Source organism: Streptosporangium sp. NPDC004379 (genome assembly GCF_042873875.1).
Classification (GTDB): domain Bacteria; phylum Actinomycetota; class Actinomycetes; order Streptosporangiales; family Streptosporangiaceae; genus Streptosporangium.
This window is the reverse complement of sequence record NZ_JBIAMC010000014.1, coordinates 32,892-52,938: the sequence shown is the minus strand read 5'-3', so window position 1 is coordinate 52,938 and position 20,047 is coordinate 32,892. Positions and strand designations below refer to the sequence as shown.

The 20,047-nt window shown below is 74.4% G+C and carries 18 protein-coding genes; 9 read left to right on the top strand and 9 right to left on the bottom strand.

The annotated features are described in order from the left end of the window. Positions 1–11 precede the first annotated feature (11 nt). On the bottom strand, positions 12–764 hold the full coding sequence (locus tag ACFYSC_RS27125; RefSeq protein WP_389967262.1) for a dienelactone hydrolase family protein: 753 nt from the start codon (positions 762–764) through the stop codon (positions 12–14). Positions 765–869: 105 nt separating this feature from the next. Here ACFYSC_RS27125 and ACFYSC_RS27120 point away from each other — a divergent pair, with 105 nt between their 5' ends. Beyond that, positions 870–1,334: a MarR family transcriptional regulator gene (locus ACFYSC_RS27120; protein WP_362939951.1), complete on the top strand. Its 465-nt coding sequence runs from the start codon at positions 870–872 to the stop codon at positions 1,332–1,334. 118 nt (positions 1,335–1,452) lie between these two features. Here the strand turns inward: ACFYSC_RS27120 and ACFYSC_RS27115 are convergent, their stop codons facing one another. From ACFYSC_RS27115 to ACFYSC_RS27095, 5 genes are all read right to left on the bottom strand, one after another. Further along, positions 1,453–2,004 carry a hypothetical protein gene (locus ACFYSC_RS27115; protein ID WP_362939948.1) on the bottom strand — a complete coding sequence of 184 codons (552 nt, stop codon included), beginning with the start codon at positions 2,002–2,004 and terminating at the stop codon, positions 1,453–1,455. 201 nt (positions 2,005–2,205) lie between these two features. Beyond that, positions 2,206–2,958, bottom strand: a complete 753-nt coding sequence (locus ACFYSC_RS27110; RefSeq protein ID WP_362939945.1) for a lysophospholipid acyltransferase family protein — start codon at positions 2,956–2,958, stop codon at positions 2,206–2,208. A 199-nt stretch (positions 2,959–3,157) separates the two neighbouring features. Then, positions 3,158–5,011 carry a thiamine pyrophosphate-binding protein gene (locus tag ACFYSC_RS27105; protein WP_389967257.1) on the bottom strand — a complete coding sequence of 618 codons (1,854 nt, stop codon included), beginning with the start codon at positions 5,009–5,011 and terminating at the stop codon, positions 3,158–3,160. Next, on the bottom strand, positions 5,008–5,781 hold the full coding sequence (locus ACFYSC_RS27100) for a cyclase family protein (RefSeq protein WP_389967254.1): 774 nt from the start codon (positions 5,779–5,781) through the stop codon (positions 5,008–5,010). Before ACFYSC_RS27100 ends, ACFYSC_RS27105 begins: the two co-directional genes overlap by 4 nt. Positions 5,782–5,882: 101 nt before the next feature. After that, a complete protein-coding gene (locus ACFYSC_RS27095) occupies positions 5,883–6,776 on the bottom strand; it encodes a sulfite exporter TauE/SafE family protein (RefSeq protein ID WP_389967251.1) in 894 nt (297 codons plus the stop codon). A gap of 97 nt (positions 6,777–6,873) precedes the next feature. Here ACFYSC_RS27095 and dhaK point away from each other — a divergent pair, with 97 nt between their 5' ends. The 3 genes from dhaK to dhaM are packed head-to-tail and all read left to right on the top strand — an operon-like array spanning position 6,874 to position 9,201. After that, the gene (gene dhaK / locus ACFYSC_RS27090; protein WP_389967248.1) at positions 6,874–7,866 is read left to right on the top strand and encodes a dihydroxyacetone kinase subunit DhaK; all 993 of its coding nucleotides are present in this window, start codon (positions 6,874–6,876) and stop codon (positions 7,864–7,866) included. A 58-nt stretch (positions 7,867–7,924) separates the two neighbouring features. Beyond that, entirely contained in the window at positions 7,925–8,830 is a 906-nt protein-coding gene (gene dhaL, locus ACFYSC_RS27085) for a dihydroxyacetone kinase subunit DhaL (protein WP_389967245.1), read from the top strand. Next, on the top strand, positions 8,830–9,201 hold the full coding sequence (gene dhaM, locus ACFYSC_RS27080; protein ID WP_389967242.1) for a dihydroxyacetone kinase phosphoryl donor subunit DhaM: 372 nt from the start codon (positions 8,830–8,832) through the stop codon (positions 9,199–9,201). The genes dhaL and dhaM overlap by 1 nt, the downstream gene beginning before the upstream one ends. A 112-nt stretch (positions 9,202–9,313) precedes the next feature. On the opposite strand, the gene ACFYSC_RS27075 is transcribed toward dhaM, so the two are convergent. Then, positions 9,314–9,982: an esterase/lipase family protein gene (locus ACFYSC_RS27075; RefSeq protein WP_389967238.1), complete on the bottom strand. Its 669-nt coding sequence runs from the start codon at positions 9,980–9,982 to the stop codon at positions 9,314–9,316. A gap of 178 nt (positions 9,983–10,160) precedes the next feature. Between ACFYSC_RS27075 and ACFYSC_RS27070 the strand changes: the two genes are divergently transcribed. Continuing rightward, on the top strand, positions 10,161–13,025 hold the full coding sequence (locus tag ACFYSC_RS27070; protein WP_389967235.1) for a LuxR C-terminal-related transcriptional regulator: 2,865 nt from the start codon (positions 10,161–10,163) through the stop codon (positions 13,023–13,025). An 81-nt stretch (positions 13,026–13,106) separates the two neighbouring features. Here the strand turns inward: ACFYSC_RS27070 and ACFYSC_RS27065 are convergent, their stop codons facing one another. Beyond that, positions 13,107–14,483, bottom strand: a complete 1,377-nt coding sequence (locus ACFYSC_RS27065; RefSeq protein WP_389967232.1) for a helix-turn-helix transcriptional regulator — start codon at positions 14,481–14,483, stop codon at positions 13,107–13,109. Between the two features lie 211 nt (positions 14,484–14,694). Here ACFYSC_RS27065 and ACFYSC_RS27060 point away from each other — a divergent pair, with 211 nt between their 5' ends. From ACFYSC_RS27060 to ACFYSC_RS27050, 3 genes are all read left to right on the top strand, one after another. Next, on the top strand, positions 14,695–15,261 hold the full coding sequence (locus ACFYSC_RS27060; protein WP_389967559.1) for an ATP-binding protein: 567 nt from the start codon (positions 14,695–14,697) through the stop codon (positions 15,259–15,261). Between the two features lie 160 nt (positions 15,262–15,421). Next, complete coding sequence (locus tag ACFYSC_RS27055; protein WP_389967229.1) at positions 15,422–15,619, top strand: type II toxin-antitoxin system HicA family toxin; 198 nt, start codon at positions 15,422–15,424, stop codon at positions 15,617–15,619. After that, a complete protein-coding gene (locus tag ACFYSC_RS27050; RefSeq protein WP_389967226.1) occupies positions 15,616–16,227 on the top strand; it encodes a hypothetical protein in 612 nt (203 codons plus the stop codon). Before ACFYSC_RS27055 ends, ACFYSC_RS27050 begins: the two co-directional genes overlap by 4 nt. A gap of 48 nt (positions 16,228–16,275) precedes the next feature. Here ACFYSC_RS27050 and ACFYSC_RS27045 read toward each other — a convergent pair whose 3' ends face one another. Continuing rightward, positions 16,276–18,117 carry a glycoside hydrolase family 15 protein gene (locus tag ACFYSC_RS27045; protein WP_389967223.1) on the bottom strand — a complete coding sequence of 614 codons (1,842 nt, stop codon included), beginning with the start codon at positions 18,115–18,117 and terminating at the stop codon, positions 16,276–16,278. 318 nt (positions 18,118–18,435) lie between these two features. On the opposite strand from ACFYSC_RS27045, the gene ACFYSC_RS27040 reads away from it, so the two are divergent. Continuing rightward, positions 18,436–19,917 carry a condensation domain-containing protein gene (locus tag ACFYSC_RS27040; RefSeq protein WP_389967220.1) on the top strand — a complete coding sequence of 494 codons (1,482 nt, stop codon included), beginning with the start codon at positions 18,436–18,438 and terminating at the stop codon, positions 19,915–19,917. Positions 19,918–20,047 lie beyond the last annotated feature (130 nt).

Sequence of the window (20,047 nt, the reverse complement as noted above, 5' to 3'; positions counted from 1 at the left end):
GCGGGGCGCGCTCAGCCCACCCGGTCGAGGAACGCGAGGACGCGCCGCCAGGCGTCGGCGCACGCGCCGGCGTGCTCGTCGTCCCTGACGTCGAAGAACCCGTGCGGGGCGCCGGGGTAGACGACGAACTCGTGCTCCACCCCGGCGGCGGTGAGGGCGTCGCCGAACTCCTTCACCGCGCTCTCCGGGATGCCCTCGTCGGCCCCGCCGAACAGGCCCAGAACCGGGGCGGACAGGTCGGCGGCGTGCTGGGCGGGCCCGGGACCGTACGGGCCGGCGATGCCGGGGTGGCCGTAGAAGCCGACCACCCCGGCCAGGCCGAAGCGCGGCTCGGAGGCGAAGAAGGCCAGCCGCCCGCCCATGCAGAAGCCCAGGGCCGCCTGGGCGCCGCCGTACTCCCGCAACCGGCCGAGGGCGGCGGTCATGTCGTCCTGCTGCCGGGACCGGGTGAGCGCGGCATAGTCCTCCATGCGGGGGAAGCCGTCGCCCCGGCCCTCGGTGGAGGGGCCCGCGGTGCGGCCGAAGTGGTCGTAGGCGATCGCGGGGTGGCCGTGCTCGGCGAGCCGTACGGCCAGGCGCTCGTAGAAGGGCGCCAGCCCCCGGTTGTCGGGGATCACCACCACCCCGGCTCCCGCCGGCCGCTCGGGGACGGCCAGGTAGGCGGCGAGGCGGGTGCCGTCGGCGGAGGTCAGGGTCAGCGGGCCGGAGGTGACGGGCGTGCCGGTGGAGGCGACCGGCGGGGTGGCGTCAGCGTCGTAACACACGGGCGTGTCCTTTCGATGGATGCCGTGGATGCCGGGGGGATACCGGGGGATACCGGGATGACGCGAAAGTAGCAAAGTCAGATTGATAAAGCTAACCTTGGCATCATGATGGACGACACCCCGGCGGATTCCGGCCGGCCGGATCACACGGCGCGCGACCTCAGGATCGCCGTCGGCCGCATCGCCCGCCGGATCAGGCAGCTGTACGGCGTCGCCGACAGCGCGAGCGACCTCACCTTCACCGAGCTGGCCGTGCTGTCCCGGCTGCACCGCCTGGGTCCCTCGACCTCCGCCGAGCTGGCCGACTCCGAGCAGGTCACCCCCCAGGCGATCGGCACGACGCTCGGCGCGCTGGCCAGGCGTGGCCTGATCGCCCGCGAGCCCGACCCGCGGGACGGCCGGAAGGTCGTCAGCCGGCTCACCGAGGCCGGGACGCGCGCCCACGACGGCCGGACCCAGGCCGTCACCGAACGGCTGGAGCGCGCGCTCGGCGACGCCCTGGACGACCGGGAACGGCGCCTGCTCGCCGAGGCGCTCCCCCTGCTGGAACGCGTCGCCGACCGCCTCTGACCACCGGCCGCCGGTCCTCCGGGATCAGGAACAGGCCGGGATCCGGGGAGAAGCGCGACCGGCCCCCCCGGGATCAGGAACGGTCCCGGATCCGGGGAAAGGCACGGCCGGCCCCCGATCAGGAGTAGGACGCCACCATTCCGGCCACCATCCCCGCCACCGCGACGGACGTCAGGAGCGCCCCGAAGATCACCGCGCCCCGGCGGCCCCGCCGTATCCGCAGGGCGTGGAGCGCCACGTAGGGGAGGAAGGCGAGCACACCGGCGCCGAGGAAGGGCATGGTCAGCGCGGCCAGCAGGCCCGCGGTCCCGGTCGGGACCGCGCGGTCGCGCCCGGGGGCGAGCCGGGCGCGCCTGACGTCCCCGGCGGTGGAGTCGGGCGAGGCCGTCACCGCGATCGCCGCGCCGCCGCCGTCGGGCGTGAACCTCCCCCGGCAGTCGTAGCGCCCCTCCCCCAGCGGCACGCAGGAGACGACGGTGAGCGTGCCCGGCGTGCCGGTCCGGCCTGTCGCCAGTTCCAGGTCGTCCACGGCGAAGACGAAGGGCATCAGGCCCAGGGCGAGCCAGCAGACCAGGAGCACGGTCATGCCGACGGGTCCGGGGGTGCGCCCGGGACCCGGGGCCGGTCCGGGCTCCATGGCGTCGAGGAGGTTTTCCAGCGCGTCGTTCATGGAACGGAAAGGTGCACCCTGCCGCTTGCGGATCACCTGCCTCCGGCTTGCGGCGGGCCGCCCTCCGGCTCGTTCCCGGCGCGCGTCCTCCCCGTGCGAGTCCCGCCACGCGTCCTCCACGCGTCCTTCGCGAGTCCCGCCGCGCGTCCTCCACGCGGCGGGACTCCGGGGGCGGGCGGTCGTGGCGGCCCGCCCTCCGGCTCACGCCTGGCGGCGGGCCTCCCGCTCCTTGGCCTCGGCCTCGTCCATCTGGGCGGCCTCCTCCGGGGTGGGGGCGGTCCCGCCGAGGTGCCTGGGCTGCCACCAGACGCCCTGGGGCTGCTCGGGGTAGTTCCGCTGGGCCCGGTCGAGCAGCTCGGTCATGCGGGTGCGCAGGTCGGCGGTGGCGGCGTCGTAGTCGTCACCGCGCTTGGGATGCATCGACTCGCCGACCAGGATGGTCACCGGGACGTGCCGCTGGAGGAGCTTCTTGGGGCGGCCCTTGGTCCACAGCCGCTGCGTGCCCCACAGGGCGACCGGGATCACCGGCACCCCGGCGGCCACGGCCATCCGGATCGCGCCGTTCTTGATGTCCTTGACGGTGAACGACCGGCTGATCGTGGCCTCGGCGAACACGCCGACGACCTCGCCCGCCTTGAGCGCCTTCATGGCCGCCCCGAACGCCGAGGCGCCCGCCGCGCGGTCCACCGGGATGTGGTGCATGCCGCGCATCAGCGGGCCGGAGATCCTGTGGTCGAAGACCTCCTTCTTGGCCATGAACCGGACCAGCCGCTTGGCCGGCAGGGCGGCGAAGCCGGCGAAGATGAAGTCCAGATAACTGATGTGGTTACTGACCAGCACCGCGCCCCCGGTCCTCGGTATCCGCTCGGCGCCCTCGACGCGGATCTTCAAATCCAGCGCGCGGAACATGGTCCGCGCGGCCCCGATGACCGGGGGATACACGATCTCAGCCATGGCTGAACCGTACCTCAGCTTCCCCGCTCACCGGCCTGCCCCGGTCCCGCGACGGGGTGGGACCGGGGCAGGCCGAAGGACCGCGGCGGACCGGGGACCCGCGACGGGCCGGGGACCCCGTGGCGGACCGGGGACCCCGTGGCGGACCGGGGACCCCGTGGCGGACCGGGAGAACCCGTGGCGGACCCGGGGGCCCGCCTCAGTGGCCGCGGAACGCCTCCTCCAGCCACCACGAGCCGCGCGCCCGGGTGACACGGGCGTGGACCAGCAGCGGCCGCTCCCGCGGGCCGTCCAGCCACCGGGCCACCGCCGCGAGGTCTCCGGGGGCTTGTACGGTGACCGCCTCGAAGCCGAAACCCCGGGCGATGCCGGCGATGTCGGTCGGCGGGAAGACCACGGTGTCCAGGGGATGGCCGTCCGGTCCGAAATGGTGCACCTCGGCGCCGTACGCCTCGTCGTCGTAGACCACGACCACCATGCGCAGGCCGAGCCGTACGACCGTCTCCAGCTCGGAGACGCCCATCAGCGCGCCGCCGTCGCCGAGCGCCGCCACCGCCAGCCGGTCCGGCCGGGCGAGGGCCGCACCGATCGCGGTCGCCAGGCCGAGGCCGATCGACTGGAACGCCTGGGTGAAGCAGAAGCCCCCTTCGTCCGGGACGTCCATGAACATCGCCGGATATCCCATGAAATTTCCGGAATCGGGGCAGACGACGCGCTCGACGGGCAGCAGGTCGTCGAGCGCGATCGTCAGGGTCCGGGGGTCGATGCGGCCGTCGCCGCTCTCGTCGGCGTACGGGACGTCCCGCCAGCGGACCTCCCGGGCGATCCGCAGCGCCAGCGCCTCCGACCGGTACCCCGCCCTGCCCGGCACGGCGCGCGTCCCGGGCTCCCGCCGTACGGCACGCGGCCCCGCCCCTTCCGGCACGGCGCGCGTCCCGCCGGGTTCTCCGTCCGCCACGACGGGCGCGGGGCGGGCCCCGGCCCCGTCGGCGAGCAGGTCCGCGACGGCCCGCGCGGTGCGGGCGACGTCGCCGGTCACCCCGAGGCGGACCGGGCGGTGCGCGCCCAGGGCGTCGGGATCCAGGTCCACCTGGACGACCACGGTGTCCGGGCCGACGAGCGCGCCGTGCCGGGTGGTCCACATGTTCAGGGCGCATCCCCAGCCGACGATCACGTCGGCGTCGCGGATCAGTTCGGCGGTCAGGGGTGAGGCGAAGCCGCCGCTGACGTCCAGGTCCCACGGGCTGCCCCGGAACAGACCCTTGGCGACGGCGGAGGTGGCGAGCAGCGCACCGGCCCGCTCGGCGAGCTCCTCCAGCTCGCGCCGGGCCGTACGGGCTCCCCGGCCGGCCACGAACACCGGCCGCCGCGCGCCCGCGAGGATCTCCGCCAGCCGGGCGGCCGCCTCCGGGTCGGGTCCGGCCGGGAGCGGGCGCGCCCCGCCGGTGAGACCGGCGGACCCGGCGAGACCGGCGGATCGGACGGAATCAGCGGATCGAGTGGAACCGGCGGTCCCGGAGCCGCCGGTCTCCCCGTCCCCCACCCCGGGCAGACCGGAGACGGTCAGCGCCTGTACCTCCAGCGGCAGGCCGAGCAGGACGGTGCGGCGCCCGTCGCGGGCGGCGCGGAACGCCTCGGCCGTCAGGGCCGCGGCGTCCGCGGCGGAGCCGACCCGCATCGGGACGGCTCCGACCGCCGCCGCCAGCGCGGCCTGGTCCACGAAGAAGTTGGACCGCGGGGCGGTCACCTCACCGGCCAGCACGACGAGCGGCGTCCGGCTCTTGGCCGCCTCGGCGACGCCGGTCAGCGCGTTGGTCAGCCCCGGCCCCTGGTGGACGCTGAGCACGCCGACCCGGCCCGTCATCCGCGCGTGGGCGTCGGCCATGGTCGCCGCCCCGCCCTCGTGGCGCGCGGCGACGAACCGCACGCCGTGCGCGACCAGCGCGTTGGTCACGTGGAAGTTGCCACTGCCGACCACCCCGAACGCGGTGTCCACGCCCAGGGAGGCGAGGACCGCGCCGACGGTCTCCGCGACGGTCCCGCCGCCGCTCACCGCTCGACCAGGGCCAGCACCCGCACCGGGCTGCCCGAGCCGCCGACGATGGGCAGCGGCGGGGCGACGACCACCGCGCCGGTGACCGGGAGCCGGTCGAGGTTGCGGAGCTGGGTCAGGCCGTACTTGCCCGCGCCCAGCAGGAACGAGTGGCACGGGAAGGGCGGGTCGAAGCCGTGCGCCGCGCCCGCGTCGGTGCCCACGGTCTCCACGCCGATCCCGGCGATCGGGGTCTCCTCCGCCAGCCACCTGGCGCACTCCACCGACATCCCGGGGCTGTGGGGGCCGGTCTCGTCGGCGTTGAGGAAGCTCTCCTGGTCGTGGGAGCGGGCGTCCCACCCGGTGCGGTAGAGCAGCCACCCGCCGTCGGGCAGCGGCCCGTTCTCCTTCTGCCACGCCTCTATGTGGCCGATCTCCAGCAGGAAGTCGGGGTTCCCGGCCGCCTCGCCCGCGACGTCCAGCACGACGGCGGGGGCGACGAGCCGTTCCGGCGGCACCTGGGAGACGTCCTCGCCGTCCTTGCCGGTCGCCCAGTGGACGGGCGCGTCGAAGTGCGTTCCGACGTGCTCGCCCGTGGTGAAGTCGTTCCAGTACCAGGCGGGACCGCGGTCGTCGTAGCGGCTGATCTCCTTCAGCGTGAACGGGACCGTGTTCGCGAACGGCTCCGGCAGCCGCAGGATCGGCGTCTCGGACGACAGCGGCGCGGTCAGGTCGATCACCTCTATCCCGCCGTTACGGATGCTCTCCACCAGGTTCCGCAGCACCGACATGACGCCTCCGAGGTCGGGAGATGGCCTGGTCGGATCCTCCTACACGCCGGAGGCCTCCGCCATCCCTCCGCGCCGTGTCGTCCCCGGCCCGGGGCGGCCGTTCAGAGATAGGCGTCGAGGGCGAGCTTGGCCGCGACGAGCAGGCCGCAGACGGCGGCGACGACGCGCAGGGACGCGCCGGGGAGCCGCCGCGCGATCACCGGGCCGATCCGCCCGCCGACCAGGAACCCCGCGGCCAGCGGGACCGCCGCCGACCACTGCACCGGCCCGAAGACCGCGAAGCCGAGAGCGGCGACGGCGTTGGCGAAGGAGGACACGACGTTCTTCACGGCGTTGACCCGGACCGGCGACTGGTCGAGCACGGCGGTGAGCACCGCGAACATGACGATCCCGCCGGCCGCGCCGAAGTAGCCGATGTAGGTGGCGACCGCGAACAGCGCGGCCCGGACCGGCCAGCGCTCCCCCGCCTCCGCGTCGCGGGACACGCCGTACGGCGGGCCGCCCGCGGGACCGCCCGCGTCGCCCGGTGACGCGCCGACTGGACCGGCGAGCGGGTCATCGGACGGGCTGTCGGGAGAACCGCCGGGAGGGCCGCCCGCCGTACCGGGGCGGGTGGCGGCGGCCAGGCCGGGCAGCCGGGGCGGGCGGATCAGCGTCAGCGAGGCGACCGCGACCAGCCACGGCACGATCGCCTCGAACGTCCGCGACGGCGTGAGCAGCAGCAGGGCCGCACCCGTGGCGCCGCCGAGCGCCGTCACCCAGCCCATGCGCAGCACCAGCCCGCCCTGCCCGGCCAGTTCGGGCCGCGACCCGGCCGCCGCTCCGAGGCCGGTGAAGACCAGGGCGGTCGTGTTGGTGACGTTCGCGGTCAGCGGGGGCAGCCCGAACGCCAGCAGCGCCGGGTAGGAGACGACGGACGCCAGGCTCACCACCGTGCTGACCACCCCGGCCAGCGCCCCGACCCCGGCGAGTCCCAGCGTCTCGATGACGTTCACAAGATTCAACCCAACCACACCGCGTTCCGGCCCCGGACACCGAGGTTTTCCGGTCGCGGCGCTTGCCCTCCCCGCCGAACGGGCAGATCTTCGGGATGTGAAGAAGCTCATCAACAGTGCCGATTCGGTGGTCGCCGACGCGCTGCGCGGGCTCGCCGCCGCGCACCCGGACCTGCGGGTCGATGTGAAGAACCAGTTCGTGACGCGCGCCTCCGGACCACGTCCGGGCAAGGTCGGCCTGGTCTCCGGCGGCGGCTCGGGACACGAGCCGCTGCACGCCGGTTTCGTCGGGTACGGCATGCTCGACGCCGCCTGCCCCGGTGAGGTCTTCACCTCGCCCGTCCCCGACCAGGTGATCGCGGCCAGTACCGCCGTGGACGGCGGGGCCGGGGTGCTGCACATCGTGAAGAACTACACCGGCGACGTCCTGAACTTCGGCATGGCCGCCGAGTTGTGCGCCGACGAGGGCGTGGAGGTCGCGACCGTGGTGGTCGACGACGACGTGGCCGTCCGCGACTCCCTCTACACGGCGGGACGCCGGGGAACCGGCGCCACGGTCTTCGTCGAGAAGATCGCCGGAGCCGCGGCGGAGGAGGGCGCGCCGCTGGCGGAGGTGCGGCGGGTGGCCGAGGAGGTCGACGCGCGCAGCCGGTCGTTCGGCGTCGCGCTGAGCGCCTGCACCACGCCCGCCGCGGGCGTGCCCACCTTCGACCTGGGCGACGACGAGGTCGAGCTGGGCATCGGCATCCACGGGGAGCCCGGCCGCACCCGGTCGGCCATGCGCGGGGCGCGCGAGCTGGTGCGCGTCGCGATGGACGCCCTCCACGAGGACATGCCCCTCGAAGGGGACGTCCTGGTCATGGTGAACGGCATGGGCGGCACCCCGCTGATCGAGTTGTACGTCGCCTTCGCCGAGGTGGCCGCCTACCTGGAGGAGAAGGGCGCGACGCCGTCGCGCAACCTGGTGGGCGACTACGTCACGAGCCTCGACATGCAGGGCTTCTCGGTGACGGCCTGCCTGCTGACGCCGGAGCTGACCCGGCTGTGGGACGCGCCGGTGCAGACGCCTGCGCTGCGGTGGGGCCGCTGACGTGACCGGGCCGGACGACCGCGCGCGTGACACGGGCGGCACGGGGAACGCCGACGGGATGAGCGACACGAACGCCACGGACGACACGACCGGCACGACGGACCCGGTCGGCACGGGGGGCATGAGCGGCCCGGCCGGTATAGGCGGTGCCACCGGTACGGCCGGCGCGACCGGCGGCCTGGACGCCGCCCTCTTCGCCGCGTGGGTCGAGGGGATCGCCGCGGCGGTCCGGGCCGACCGGGACCGGCTGACCGCGCTGGACTCCGCGATCGGCGACGCCGACCACGGGGCCAACCTCGACCGGGGCTTCACCGCGGTCGCCGAGGCACTGGCCGGCGGCCGGCCGGACACCCCGGGGGCGCTGCTGTCCCTGGTGGGCAACACGCTGATCCGCAAGGTCGGCGGGGCGTCCGGGCCGCTGTACGGCATGGCGTTCCGGGAGGCGGGCAAGGCGCTGGGCGACTCCCCCGAGGTCTCCCTCGCCGACCTGGACGAGGCCCTGGCCGCCGGGCTGGCCGGGATCCGGAGGCTGGGATCGGCCGCCGAGGGCGACAAGACCATGGTGGACGCGCTCGCCCCGGCGCTCCGGGCGCTGACGCAGGCCGTACAGGAGGGGCGGGCGCCGGTGGAGGCGGTCGGCGCGGCGGCGGAGGCGGCGGAGGCCGGGGCGCAGGCCACGATCCCGATGCAGGCCCGCAAGGGCCGGGCCAGCTATCTCGGCCCGCGCAGTGTGGGGCACGAGGACCCCGGCGCCGCGTCCACCGCCCTCATCGTCCGGGCGCTGCACGCGGCGGTGTCCCGTACGGCGGGCGACCCGGACGGGCGGTCCGGGTCCGCCGCGGAGGGGACGTCCCGGCGGCCGGCGGAAGACCCGTCCGGTTCACCGTCCCGGCGGGCGGCGGAAGACCCGTCCGGGCCGACGGCGGGAGAACCCTCCCGGCCCGCCCAGGAAGGACCGGTGTGATGGTCGGCGTCGTCCTCGTCTCCCACAGCGGCCCACTGGCCGACGAGCTGGTGCGGCTGGCCCGGCAGATCGGCGGCGCGGACGTGCCGCTGGCCGGGGCCGGCGGCACCGACGACGGCGGTCTCGGCACCAGCCCCGACCTGGTGTCCAGGGCGATCGAGGAGGTGGACCGGGGCGACGGGGTGGTCCTGATCCCGGACCTGGGCAGTTCGGTGCTGACCGCCCGGCTCATGGAGGGTCCCGGCGTGGTGATCGCGGACGTGCCGTTCGTGGAGGGCGCGATCGCGGCGGTCGTCTCGGCGGGCTCCGGCGCCTCGCTGGAGGACGTGGTCGCCGCCGCCGAGGAGGCCAGGACCTTCCGCAAGCTCTGAGGGGACCGGCGCGGCCCGGTCGCGGTGGTTCCGGACCGCGCCGGGACGCCGGGCGCGGTGACCGGTGGAGGCGGCCCGGCCCGCCCGCCGTACCGGACCGCCGTACGGATCGTCAGCGGACGAAGTCGCGTACCTGCTGGGAGACCGACCAGGAGAGCAGCAGGGACAGGTGGCCGATGCAGCCGACGTTGACGTTGGTCGCGCCGTCCAGCTTCACGCTGTCGTCGGGGTTGATGATCTCGTCGCACCACGACCGGAACGCGCCGTAGTGGACCGCGCCGGGCGTCTCGTCGCCCTCGTTGAGCCGGTCCAGGAAGGACGAGTGGTAGTTCATCTCCGCGCAGGAGACGATCAGCAGGTCGCAGAGGTAGGAGGCGTTGGTGCCGTGGTTGGGGCCGCCGACGGACACCCAGTCGTCGACGGCGTCGACGCCGCCGAGGAACTTGAGGTACCAGCGCGATGACAGGCCGCCCATCGAGTGGGTGACGATGTCCACCTTCTGGGCGCCCGTCCGGCCGCGGACCTGGTTCACGAAGTCCGCGAGCTGGTTCGCGGTGGTGACGTTGGACTGCGCCGAGTTGTAGCCCCAGGCGAACAGCCGGTCGGCGGGCCAGCCGTCCCGCTGGAAGTCGCCCCTCATGACGTCCCAGTTCCAGGCGGCCCCCGCCCAGCCGTGCACGAAGATGACGGGGTCGGGGGCGGCCGCCTGGGCCGGGGCGGGGACGAACGGGACGATCATCGCCAGTCCCGCCACCAGGGCGAGCCACAGCCGTCGTCGCATGGGCTTCTCCTCCTTCGTACGGCCCGCCGAACACGGCGGCGCCGACGAAAGAGTCCGTCGACGGCGGCTCCGGGGCACCGGTGACATCACCGGTCTTCTCCGAACCGGTGATCTCACCGGGGGACCCGTTGGCCGTCCCCTATTCACACGGATGTGACTGGCAAGTAACTTATGGGGTGTGACGGCCATCACACCCCCCGATCTGCACGGCCGCGAACGAGAACGGGCCGACCTCGACGCCCTGGTCCGGGCCGCGGCCGCCTCACGCAGCGGCGTGCGGGTGCTGGTCGGCGAGCCCGGGGCCGGGAAGACCGCGCTGCTCGACTACGCCGCCACCCGCGCCGGGGGCTTCACCGTGCTGGCGGCCCGGGGGGTGCCGTCGGAGTCACGGCTGCCCTTCGCCGCGCTGCACCGGCTCGTCCGCCCGCTGACCCCGCTGGTCGACGGGCTCCCCGAGCCGCAGCGCCGGGCCCTGGCGGTCGCGCTCGGCCGGGCCGAGGGCCCCGCGCCGGACCGGTTCCTGATCTCGGTGGCGGTGCTCAGCCTGCTGTCGGAGGCGGCCGAGCGCGGCCCCGTCCTCGCCGTGGCGGACGACGCGCACTGGATGGACGCCCCCTCCCTCGACGCCCTCGCCTTCGCCGCGGCCCGGCTGGAGGCGGAGGGGGTGGCGCTGCTGGCGGCCCGCCGCCCCGACCACCCCCCGGTGTTCCAGGGGCTGCCGACGGCACAGGTCGGCGGGCTGGAGGCGGAGGCGGCCGGCCGGCTCGTCCGCGAGCGCGCCCGGGGACCGGTCGGCGAGGCGGTGTGCGCCCGGCTGGTCGCGCACACCGGCGGCAATCCCCTGGCGCTGCGGGAGATCGTCGACGGACTCACCCCCGACCAGCTCGCCGGCCGTACGGCCCTCCCCCGGCCGCTGCCGGTCGGCCCCGGCCTGGAGCGCGCCTACCTCGACCGGGTCGCGGCGCTCCCGGAGGACACGCGGACGCTGCTGCTGCTCGCCGCGGTGGAGTCGGAGATCGACGCGGCGACCCTGGTCCGCGCCGCCGCCCACGCCCGGATCGACGTCTCGGCGATCGAGGCGGCGGAGGCGGCGGGGCTGGTCCAGCTCTCGGAGGCGGGCGTGCGCTTCCGGCACCCGCTCATGCGCTCGGCCGTCCACCAGGGGGCGGGCCTGACCCGCAGGCGGTGGGCGCACCAGGTGCTGGCCGAGACCTCCGGGCCGCCGGACCGGCGCTCCTGGCACCGGGCCGCCGCCGCGCTCGAACCCGACGCCGGCCTGGCCGCCGAACTGGAGGCGACCGCCGTACGGGCGCGGGTGCGCAGCGGCTACGCGGCCGCGGCCGTCGCCCTGGAGCGGGCCGCGGAGCTGACCCCGGCCGCCGCCCAGCGCGGGCGGCGCCTCGTCGCGGCGGCGTGGGACCGCTGGCAGGCCGGGCACACCGACCTCGCGGTCCACCTGCTGGACCGCGCCGGCCGGCCGACCGGCGCCGACGCCGACGCCGGTTCCGCGCGTCCGTCCGGCGACGACCCCGGCCTCCCGGCCCCGGAGAGGACCGGAGACACCGCCCCGGAGAGGGCGGCGGGCCCCGGTGAGCCGGAGGAGACCGGGGATCCCGACGAGATCGCCTTCCTGTCCGGGGTCATCGGCCTGCGGGTCGGAGCCACCGGGACCGCCTACGAGTCACTGCTGTCGGCCGCGCGCCTGCCCGACCCCGCGCGGGCCCTGCGCGCCCTGATGGGCGCCGCCGAGGCCGCCTCCTACGCCGGTGACCTCGTACGGCTGGCCACCGCGGCCCGCCGGGCGGGCTCCCTGGGCGACACGCCGGGCACGCGTGCCGCGCTGATGCGCGCCTACCTGGCCGCGCTGGCCGAGGCCGCCTCCGGCGACCTCCCGCGGGCCGTCGGACCGCTGCGCCAGGTGGTGGACGCGGCCGGACTCGTCGCCGACCCCGACGCCCTGGGATGGGCCGGCACGGCGGCGCTCATGCTGGGCGACGACGAGGCCGCGCACGCGCTCTCCTCCCGCGCGGTGGCACTCGCCCGCGCCCGCGGCGCGGTGACCGCGGTCCCGCAGGCCCTGGAACTGCTCGTCTACAGCGAGCTGTGGACCGGCCGGCTCGGCATGGCCGGAGCCAACGCGCTGGAGGGGCTGCGCCTGGCCACCGACACCGGGCAGCTCAACTGCGTCTGCCACCTGCACGCCCTCCTCGCGCTGCACGCCGCCATCGAGGGCGACGAGCACGCCTGCCGGGAACGGGCGCAGGCCGCGCTGGCCCGCGCCCGCGAGCACCGCATCGGCCTGGCCGCCGCCGTGGCCACCTGGGCGCTGGCATTCAGCGACCTGTCGGCGGGCCGGTACGGCCAGGCCGCACAACGCCTGACGCGGATGAGCCGGGCCGACGCCGGCCTCGGCCACGGGGCCATCACGCTGCTGTCGGCCCCGCACTACGTGGAGGCCGCCGTACGCGACGGCGACCGCGAGCGCGCCGCCCGCGCCCTGGAGGCGTTCCGCACCTGGGCCGAGACCGTCGGCAGCCCGTGGGCGCGGGCCCTGGTGGAGCGGTGCCGGGCGCTGCTGGCCCCGGAGCGCGACGCCGGCGAGCACTACCTGGCGGCCCTGGAACTGCACGCGCGCGGCGAGCGGGACTTCGAACGGGCCCGCACCGCGCTGCTGTACGGCGCGTACCTGCGCCACCGTCGCCACCGTGAGGAGGCGCGCGACCACCTGCGTGAGGCGGCGGAGGTCTTCGAACGGCTCGGCGCCGCGCGCTGGCGGCAGCGGGCCGCGGCCGAGCTGCGGGCCGCCGGTGAGCCGGTGTCCGGGCCGGGCAGCTCCATCGGGGAGGTGCTCACCGCCCAGCAGCTGCAGATCGCCCGCTTCGTCGCCGAGGGGGCGACCAACCGGGAGATCGCGGCGAGGCTGTTCGTCAGCCCCCGCACGGTCGACTACCACGTGCGCAACATCTTCACGAAGCTCGGCATCACCTCCCGCGCCGAACTCATCCGCTCCGCCGCGTCGTCCCTCACCGCCCCGGGCGGCTGACGTCCGAGGTGATTGAGGACCCGAAGCCGGTCAGGAAGCAGGTCAGGCCCCGACGGGAGGCGCTCGCCCGCATCGTCACCATCAGGCGGCGAGTTCGACGCGCAGGTGGTCGCGGAACTCCCGGACCATCACGCTGTCACCGTACGGCTCCAGCCGCCCGGCGAACCGCCGGAGGAGATCGGCCGGACGGGCGGAGGTGAGGGTTCTGGTCATCGGAACGGCGGACCGCGCACTGGCGAGCGCCTGCTCCACCTCACCCATCTCCAGATACGCTTCGGCGGCGTGAATCCGGTTGAGCTGAGCCGATCGAGGAAGACGCTCACCGAAGGCGTTCACAGCCGCCTCCGCCCACTCCGCCGCCCGCCGGTGCTCGCCCAGCAGACGCCAGCAGTTCCCGGCCTCACCGGTCAGTTCTGCCTCCTCGAACCTGTCGGCCCATTCCGGATCGCGGTCGGTGGTCCCCCGCGTGTAGGCGCTCTCGGCCTCGGCGAGCAGGCGCTCCACCCGCCTCGCGGTGTGCCGGTCGGCGGTCTCCGCTTCGCCCGCTTCCAAGGCCGTCGCCCACGCCTCCTTGACGAGGATCAACGCCATGACGCGCGGCGGCGCGTCAGCCCGGCGCGCGGTGTCCGCCGCCGCGCGGGCGAGCCACACCGCCCAGGTGGGCTGCTCCAGGTGGATCGCCTGGCGGGTCAGCGTGGCCAGTACCCACACACCGGTCAGTGGGTCGTTCCCCGCCTTGGCCAGCCGTAGCGCCTGGCCGAAGTGCTGCTGGGCCTCGCCGTGCCGACTGATGTCGAAGGCCGTCCAGCCCGCCAGCCAGCTCATCCCCGCCGCCGCGCTCATCAACTCGGCCCCGGCCTCGTCGTCATACCGCCCGTGCAGCAACGGAGCGACGTTCTCGTTCAGATAGCGCATCACCACCGGGCGGACCAGTCCGGACCCGAATCGGCGGTCCATCTGCACGAACGCCTTGCGAGCCTCGTTGATCCTGGCCACGTCGGCGAGTCCCACGACAGGTCCCGCCCCGAGACGCGCCACCGACGCGACCGGACCACCGTACTGCCACGCCAACAGCCACTCCCCCAGCGCCGAGGGCACGAACGGCAGCGCGGCCAGCAGGTGACGCCGGGACGGGTCCATCTCCAACCTCCACAGATGCGCGGCGGCCTTCACGGTAGCCATCGGCGAGCCGCCCGCGCTGTCGGCGGCCGGACACGATGATGTCGCCGTCAGGGCCCAGCCTTCTATCCACTCCTCCACCCGATGCGGCTCCGCCCCGAACACGGCGGCGATCCTCGCCCGGTAGCAGGCCCGCACCCCCTGCTCACCGCGCTCCCACCGCGCCCACGTCGTGACCGAGACCCCGACCGCCTCGGCCGCCTGCTCCTGGCTCATGCCCAGCCGCCTGCGCGCCCGCGCCAGCTCCGGACGCCCCCCGCACCGCAGCTCCTCAACCACGGACACTCCTTATGAGTAGTTCTTCGACTACTCATTGTGATGGCCGGGGAAGGCCCGCGCCATCGCCCGGACGAGAAACGACCAGCAAGCGACCAGCGCCGACGGCGGAGCCCCCAGATCACCGACGACGAGCAGGTGGCGGCGTTCCCTGCCGCCGTCCCAGGGCGTTTCCTGCTGTCCACGATCATCCGACAGCGAAGGAGTCGTGTCCATGCGGCCAGACGGCAGCATCCCCCCGGGCACCCCCGGCCGCCCCTCACCGTTCCCGCCCTCCCGTCCCGGACCCGGCGAGCCATCACCCGTCGCGGCGGAGGGGAGCCGCGTCCGGGTGCTGGTCCGGGCGCTCCCGCCCGGTTCCGCCTCGCGCCGGGCCCGCGAGGTCGTACGGGAGGTACTCCGGCAGGCCGGCCTGGACGGTGACGCCGTCGCCGACGCCGAACTCGTCGTTGCGGAACTGGCGGCCAACGCCGAGAGGCACGCCCGCCCGCCGTACGAGGTGAGGATCTTCAGCCTGAACGGGGTGCCCGCCTGGTGCGAGGTCGTCGACGGCGACCCCGACGCGCACGAGGTCGCCGTCGTCCTGGGCCTGCTGCGCTTGGTGAAGGAGATCGACGCGCCGCTGCTCGTGGAGAACGGCCGGGGCCTGCTGCTGGTCCACCGCCTCTCCAGCGGCCACTGTCACGTCCACCCAGCCACCGCCTTCACCACCGCCACCCCCGGCAAGGCCGTAGCCTTCGCCCTCCCCACCCTCGCGGGCCCCCGCCTGATGTTTCCGTGAATCCGGTTCAGCCGATCCCGCAGAGGCGGTGCGCTGACTTCGGATGTACCGCGAATCAGCCCGGGCTCGAAGAGGACCGGTATAGGCTCCTGCCTGTTCGGTCCTACCCGAGAGGTGTCGACGCGTGCCGAACCCGTTTCCCTCTCTCAAGGCGCAGCAGATGCTCCGCATCCTCCTCGCCCTCGGTTACAAGGAGATCGCCCGGAGGGGATCACATCGAAAGCTCGCCTGTGAGGGAAGACCGCAGCTGACGTTCGCATTCCATCACGGAGACAGTATCGCTCCGGGGGTGGTCAGGGACATACTGGTCAAGCAGGTAGGGCTGAGCAGGGACGAAGCATTGAAGGTGGCGCAGTGACAGATGATGTCATTCACCTGATCGTCAGGCTGGAGGCGGGTGGCCTTCATCCGTACGCGTCGTCCCCGCAGGCGCCGGGCCTCGTCTACGGTCGCCCGACGATGGAGGAGCTCCACGCCGATCTGCAGGACGTCCTGGGTTTCCATTTCGACCGGCCCGGCCCCTTCGACATCGTGGAGCACCATGAGCGCCACCACGAGGTCGCGGGCGGGGAACTCGTCTTCCGGTTGGCCGCTGACGGGCATGCCCAGGAGCGGAAGGACGTTCAGGCGGCTCTGAGCCGGGCGCTACGTGACCCGCTCCAGGCGGAAGGGCTGGTCTCGGCGCCGGCCAACGCCGTCGGCGAGGTGGTCTACGTCTGCGCGGTCGCGTCCGACACGATCGGCTGGATCCTGGCTCAGCTCGGCCCGGAGGGCGACACCGTGAACATCGCCGTCCAGGTGGCGGACGTCATGGTCATGACGCTGCCCTTCGCCTGCGGCCGGGAGGGGACGGTCTCGCTGGGTGCGAAGCCGTACGCCCTGGACACGCCCCTCTCGGAGGTCGTACGGGATGTCCAGATCGTCACCCCGGCGGCGGTGTCGCCTGGGTCGCGCGTCTGCGCGTAGGCCGTAGACGCCGGCGTGCCGGGCGGCCGCCCACGGCGGGACGGGCCGTCAGCCGAGGGCGCGGTCGAGGTTGACGGCGGCGCTGATCAGGGAGAGGTGGGTGAACGCCTGCGGGAAGTTGCCGAGCTGCTCGCCGGTCATGGCGATCTCCTCGGCGTACAGGCCGAGGTGGTTGGCGTAGGTGAGCATCTTCTCGAAGGCGAGCCGGGCCTCGTCGAGCCGTCCGGCGCGGGTGAGCGCCTCGACGTACCAGAACGAGCAGATCGAGAACGTGCCCTCCTCGCCGCTGAGGCCGTCGGGGCTCTCGACGGGGTCGTAGCGGTAGACCAGCGAGTCGGCGACGAGGGTACGGCGCAGCGCGTCGAGGGTGGACAGGAACCTTGGGTCGGTGGGGGCGATGAACTTGGTCAGCGGCATCATCAGCACGGCGGCGTCGAGGACCTCACCGTCGTAGTGCTGGACGAACGCGCCCAGCCGGTCCGACCAGCCGCGCCGCATGATCTGCCGGTAGATCTCGTCGCGGGTGCGCTGCCAGCGCTGCGTGTCGGCGGGCAGCCCGCGGCGGCGGGCCATCCGCATGGCGCGTTCGATCGCCACCCAGCACATCAGCCGCGAGTAGACGAAGTCGCGGCGTCCGCCGCGGGTCTCCCAGACGCCCTCGTCGGGCCGGTCCCAGTTGGCGCAGACCCAGTCGACGAGCGTGCAGACCTGTTCCCACTGGTCGCTGGAGATCGGCCGGCACAGCTTGTCGTAGAGGTAGACGGAGTCGATGAGGGCGCCGTAGATGTCGAGCTGGAGCTGGCCCGCGGCGGCGTTCCCGGCCCGGACCGGCGCGGAGCCGCGGTAGCCCGCGAGGTGGGGCAGCTCGACCTCGGGCAGGTCGGTGCGGCCGTCGATGCCGTACATGATCTGCAGGGGGCCCGCCTCGCCGTCGCAGCCGCAGCTGACGTGCTCGGAAAGGAAACCCATGAACGCCGCGGCCTCCTCGTCGAAGCCGAGTCTGATCAGCGCGTACATGCAGAACGCCGAGTCGCGCATCCAGACGTAGCGGTAGTCCCAGTTGCGTTCGCCGCCGATCCGCTCGGGCAGGCTGGTGGTCACCGCGGCGACGGTGCCGCCGGTCGGCGCGTAGGTGAGCAGTTTCAGCGTCAGCGCCGAGCGGTGCACCATCTCCCGCCAGCGGCCCCGGTAGCGTGACCGGGAGACCCAGCGCCGCCAGTAGGCGACCGTGGCGGTGAACTCCTCCTCGGCCTCGGCGAGGGGGCAGGCCCGCGTCTCGACGCCCTCGCCGTACCGGTCGAGGGCGAAGACCGCGCACTCGCCCTCGGTCAGCTTGAACGCCGAGAGCACGTCGCGGCCGTCGGTCTCCAGAGGCGCGCTGGAGGTCAGGGTGAGCGAGAGCGACGGCGAGGTGAAGACGGCCCGGCCCTCGCGCAGGTCCACGGTGTGGGACCGGCGGCCGTAGTCGAACCGGGGAGCGATCCGGGCCCGGAACGGCAGCGTCCCGCGTACGCATCTCACCCGGCGGATCAGCCGGTGGCGGTCGATCTCGTGCGTGTCGGCGGCGACCGGCATGAAGTCGTGGATCTCCCCGACCCCGTCGGGGGCCATGAACCGGGTGATCAGCACGTTGGTGTCGGGGAAGTAGAACTGCCTGGTCCTCGCGGGCACGTCGGCGGCCAGCTCGAACGCCCCGCCCCGGTCGGCGTCGAGGAGGGCGGCGAACACGCTCGGCGCGTCGAAGCGTGGGAAGCAGTACCAGTCGATCGTGCCGCGCGTGTCCACGAGCGCGGCGGTGCGCAGGTCGCCGATCAGCCCGTGGTCGGCGATGGGCGGGTACCGGCCGTCGTCCGCCGGGCCCCGGAGGCTGTCGAAATCGGCTGCCGTCATCTGCGGCCTTCCGTCGTCGGGCCCTTATCGCCCTCAACGGTAGTGCGGCCCTCCGCGGCCCCGGTCGGGCCTGCGCCAAGGGAGGGGAAGGATTCGGGAAAGCAGGGGCGCGGGTGGCCGCGGCCACCCTGCCCGAAAGCCCGCCGACCAGGGGATGACCCTTCTGACCTGCGAATCGACGGGCTCTCCTGCCCGGTGTGTCAAGGGCCGCCGGAGTCCCGCGGCCGCGCCGGTGAATCTTGACGGGGCGTCGGCGCTGTCTCTAGCCTGCCCAGAACTGGGAGCGTTCCCACCAAGCCGTCTCCCCGGACCCCGATCATGATCGACGTCGAGGAGACGCCCGTGAACCCCGCCACCGCGGCCTCGTTGGAGGCCCGCTTCGCCACGGAGCGGACCGGGACGGTTCCCCTGGCCTGGGGACAGCGGGCCATCTGGGGCGCGATCCGCGACGTCGGCCCGGAAGGCGACCACTACTACAACGTGCCCAGGATCGTGCGGCTGCCGCGCAGCTGGCGGATCGGCCCCGACGCGGCGGTGGCGGCGATCGGACGGCTGCTGGCCCGGCACGACGCGCTGCGCAGCCGCCTGTGCCTGGAGGAGCGGGCCGGCTCCTCACACACCGGCTCCTCGCACACCGGCCTCTCGTACGCGGCCTCTCCACCGGCCGATCCCCTGCAGACGGTGGAGGCCCGCGGCGCCGTCGCCGTCGAGGTGGCCGAAGCCCCGCTGGAGGGCGCCGGGGCCGTGGCGGAGGCGCTCCGTGAACGACTGGCCGGCCGCCGGTTCTCCTACGCCGAGGACCTGCCGTTGCGCGCCGGCCTGGTGACCGGCGACGGCGTCGTCAGCCACGTGGTCCTCGTGCTGTGCCATCTGGCCGCCGACGCCTTCGCCGCCGACGTCGTCGTCCGTGACCTGCGGCTCCTGCTCAGGGGCGGTGCGCCGCCCGCGCCGTACCAGCTGATGGACCTGGTCGCCGCCCAGGGCGGGCGGGCGGCGCGCGGGAGCGCCGCCGCGCTCGGGTACTGGGCGGGCCACTACCGGGCGATCCCGCACACGATGTTCTCCGAGGTACGGGGAGCCCCCGGGAGCCCGCGCTTCCAGCAGGCGGTGATCGTGTCCCGGGCGATCGACCTGGCGGCCAGGACGCTCGCCGGGCGGCACGGCGTCAGCACCGCGACCGTCCTGCTCACCGCGGTGGCGGCGCTGGTCTCGGCCGTCTCGGGTCACCGTACGGTCGCGGTCAACCCGTTGGTCAACAACCGGTTCGCCCCGGAGAGCAGGACGCTCGTCACCTCCCTGTGCCAGCTCGGCCTGTTCGTGCTCGACGCCGGGGCGACCGGAGCGGCGACGTTCGACGACCTGCTCGCCGGGACCAGGCACCGCGCTCTCCAGGCCTACCGGCACGCCCGCTACGACCAGGCCGAGTGGTACCGCATGGTGGAGGAGGTCAGCGGGGAGCGCGGGCTCCCGGTCTTCCCCGGCTGCTGCTTCAACGACCAGCGGGCCGCCGACCCGCTGGGGCGGGACGCGCCCGAGGATCCCCGGGAGGCGGTCGCGGCCCGCGCGGAGACCCTTATCCGGCGTCCGCCCGGTGTGGAGCGGCTCAACTGCGGGTTCTGCGTCCACCTGGTCGACGACGAGGGCGGTGTCCTGGGGGTCAGCCTGACCGCGGACACCGTCACCATGCCGCCCGATCTGGTGGACCGGTTCCTGTACGCGGTCGAGGCGCTCGTCGTCGGCGCGGCGACGGAGGGCACGCCGCTGTCGGCGCTCCCGGCCCTGGTCGACGGCGCGCCCTGACCCTGACCCCGTACCGCCACGTGGACCGCCTCGCCGTACGGATCGTCCCGCCGCACGGCTCATCGGGCCGTACGCGTCCCGCCGCACGGCTCATCGGGCCGTACGGCGGGACGGTCACCGCGCCGGTCGC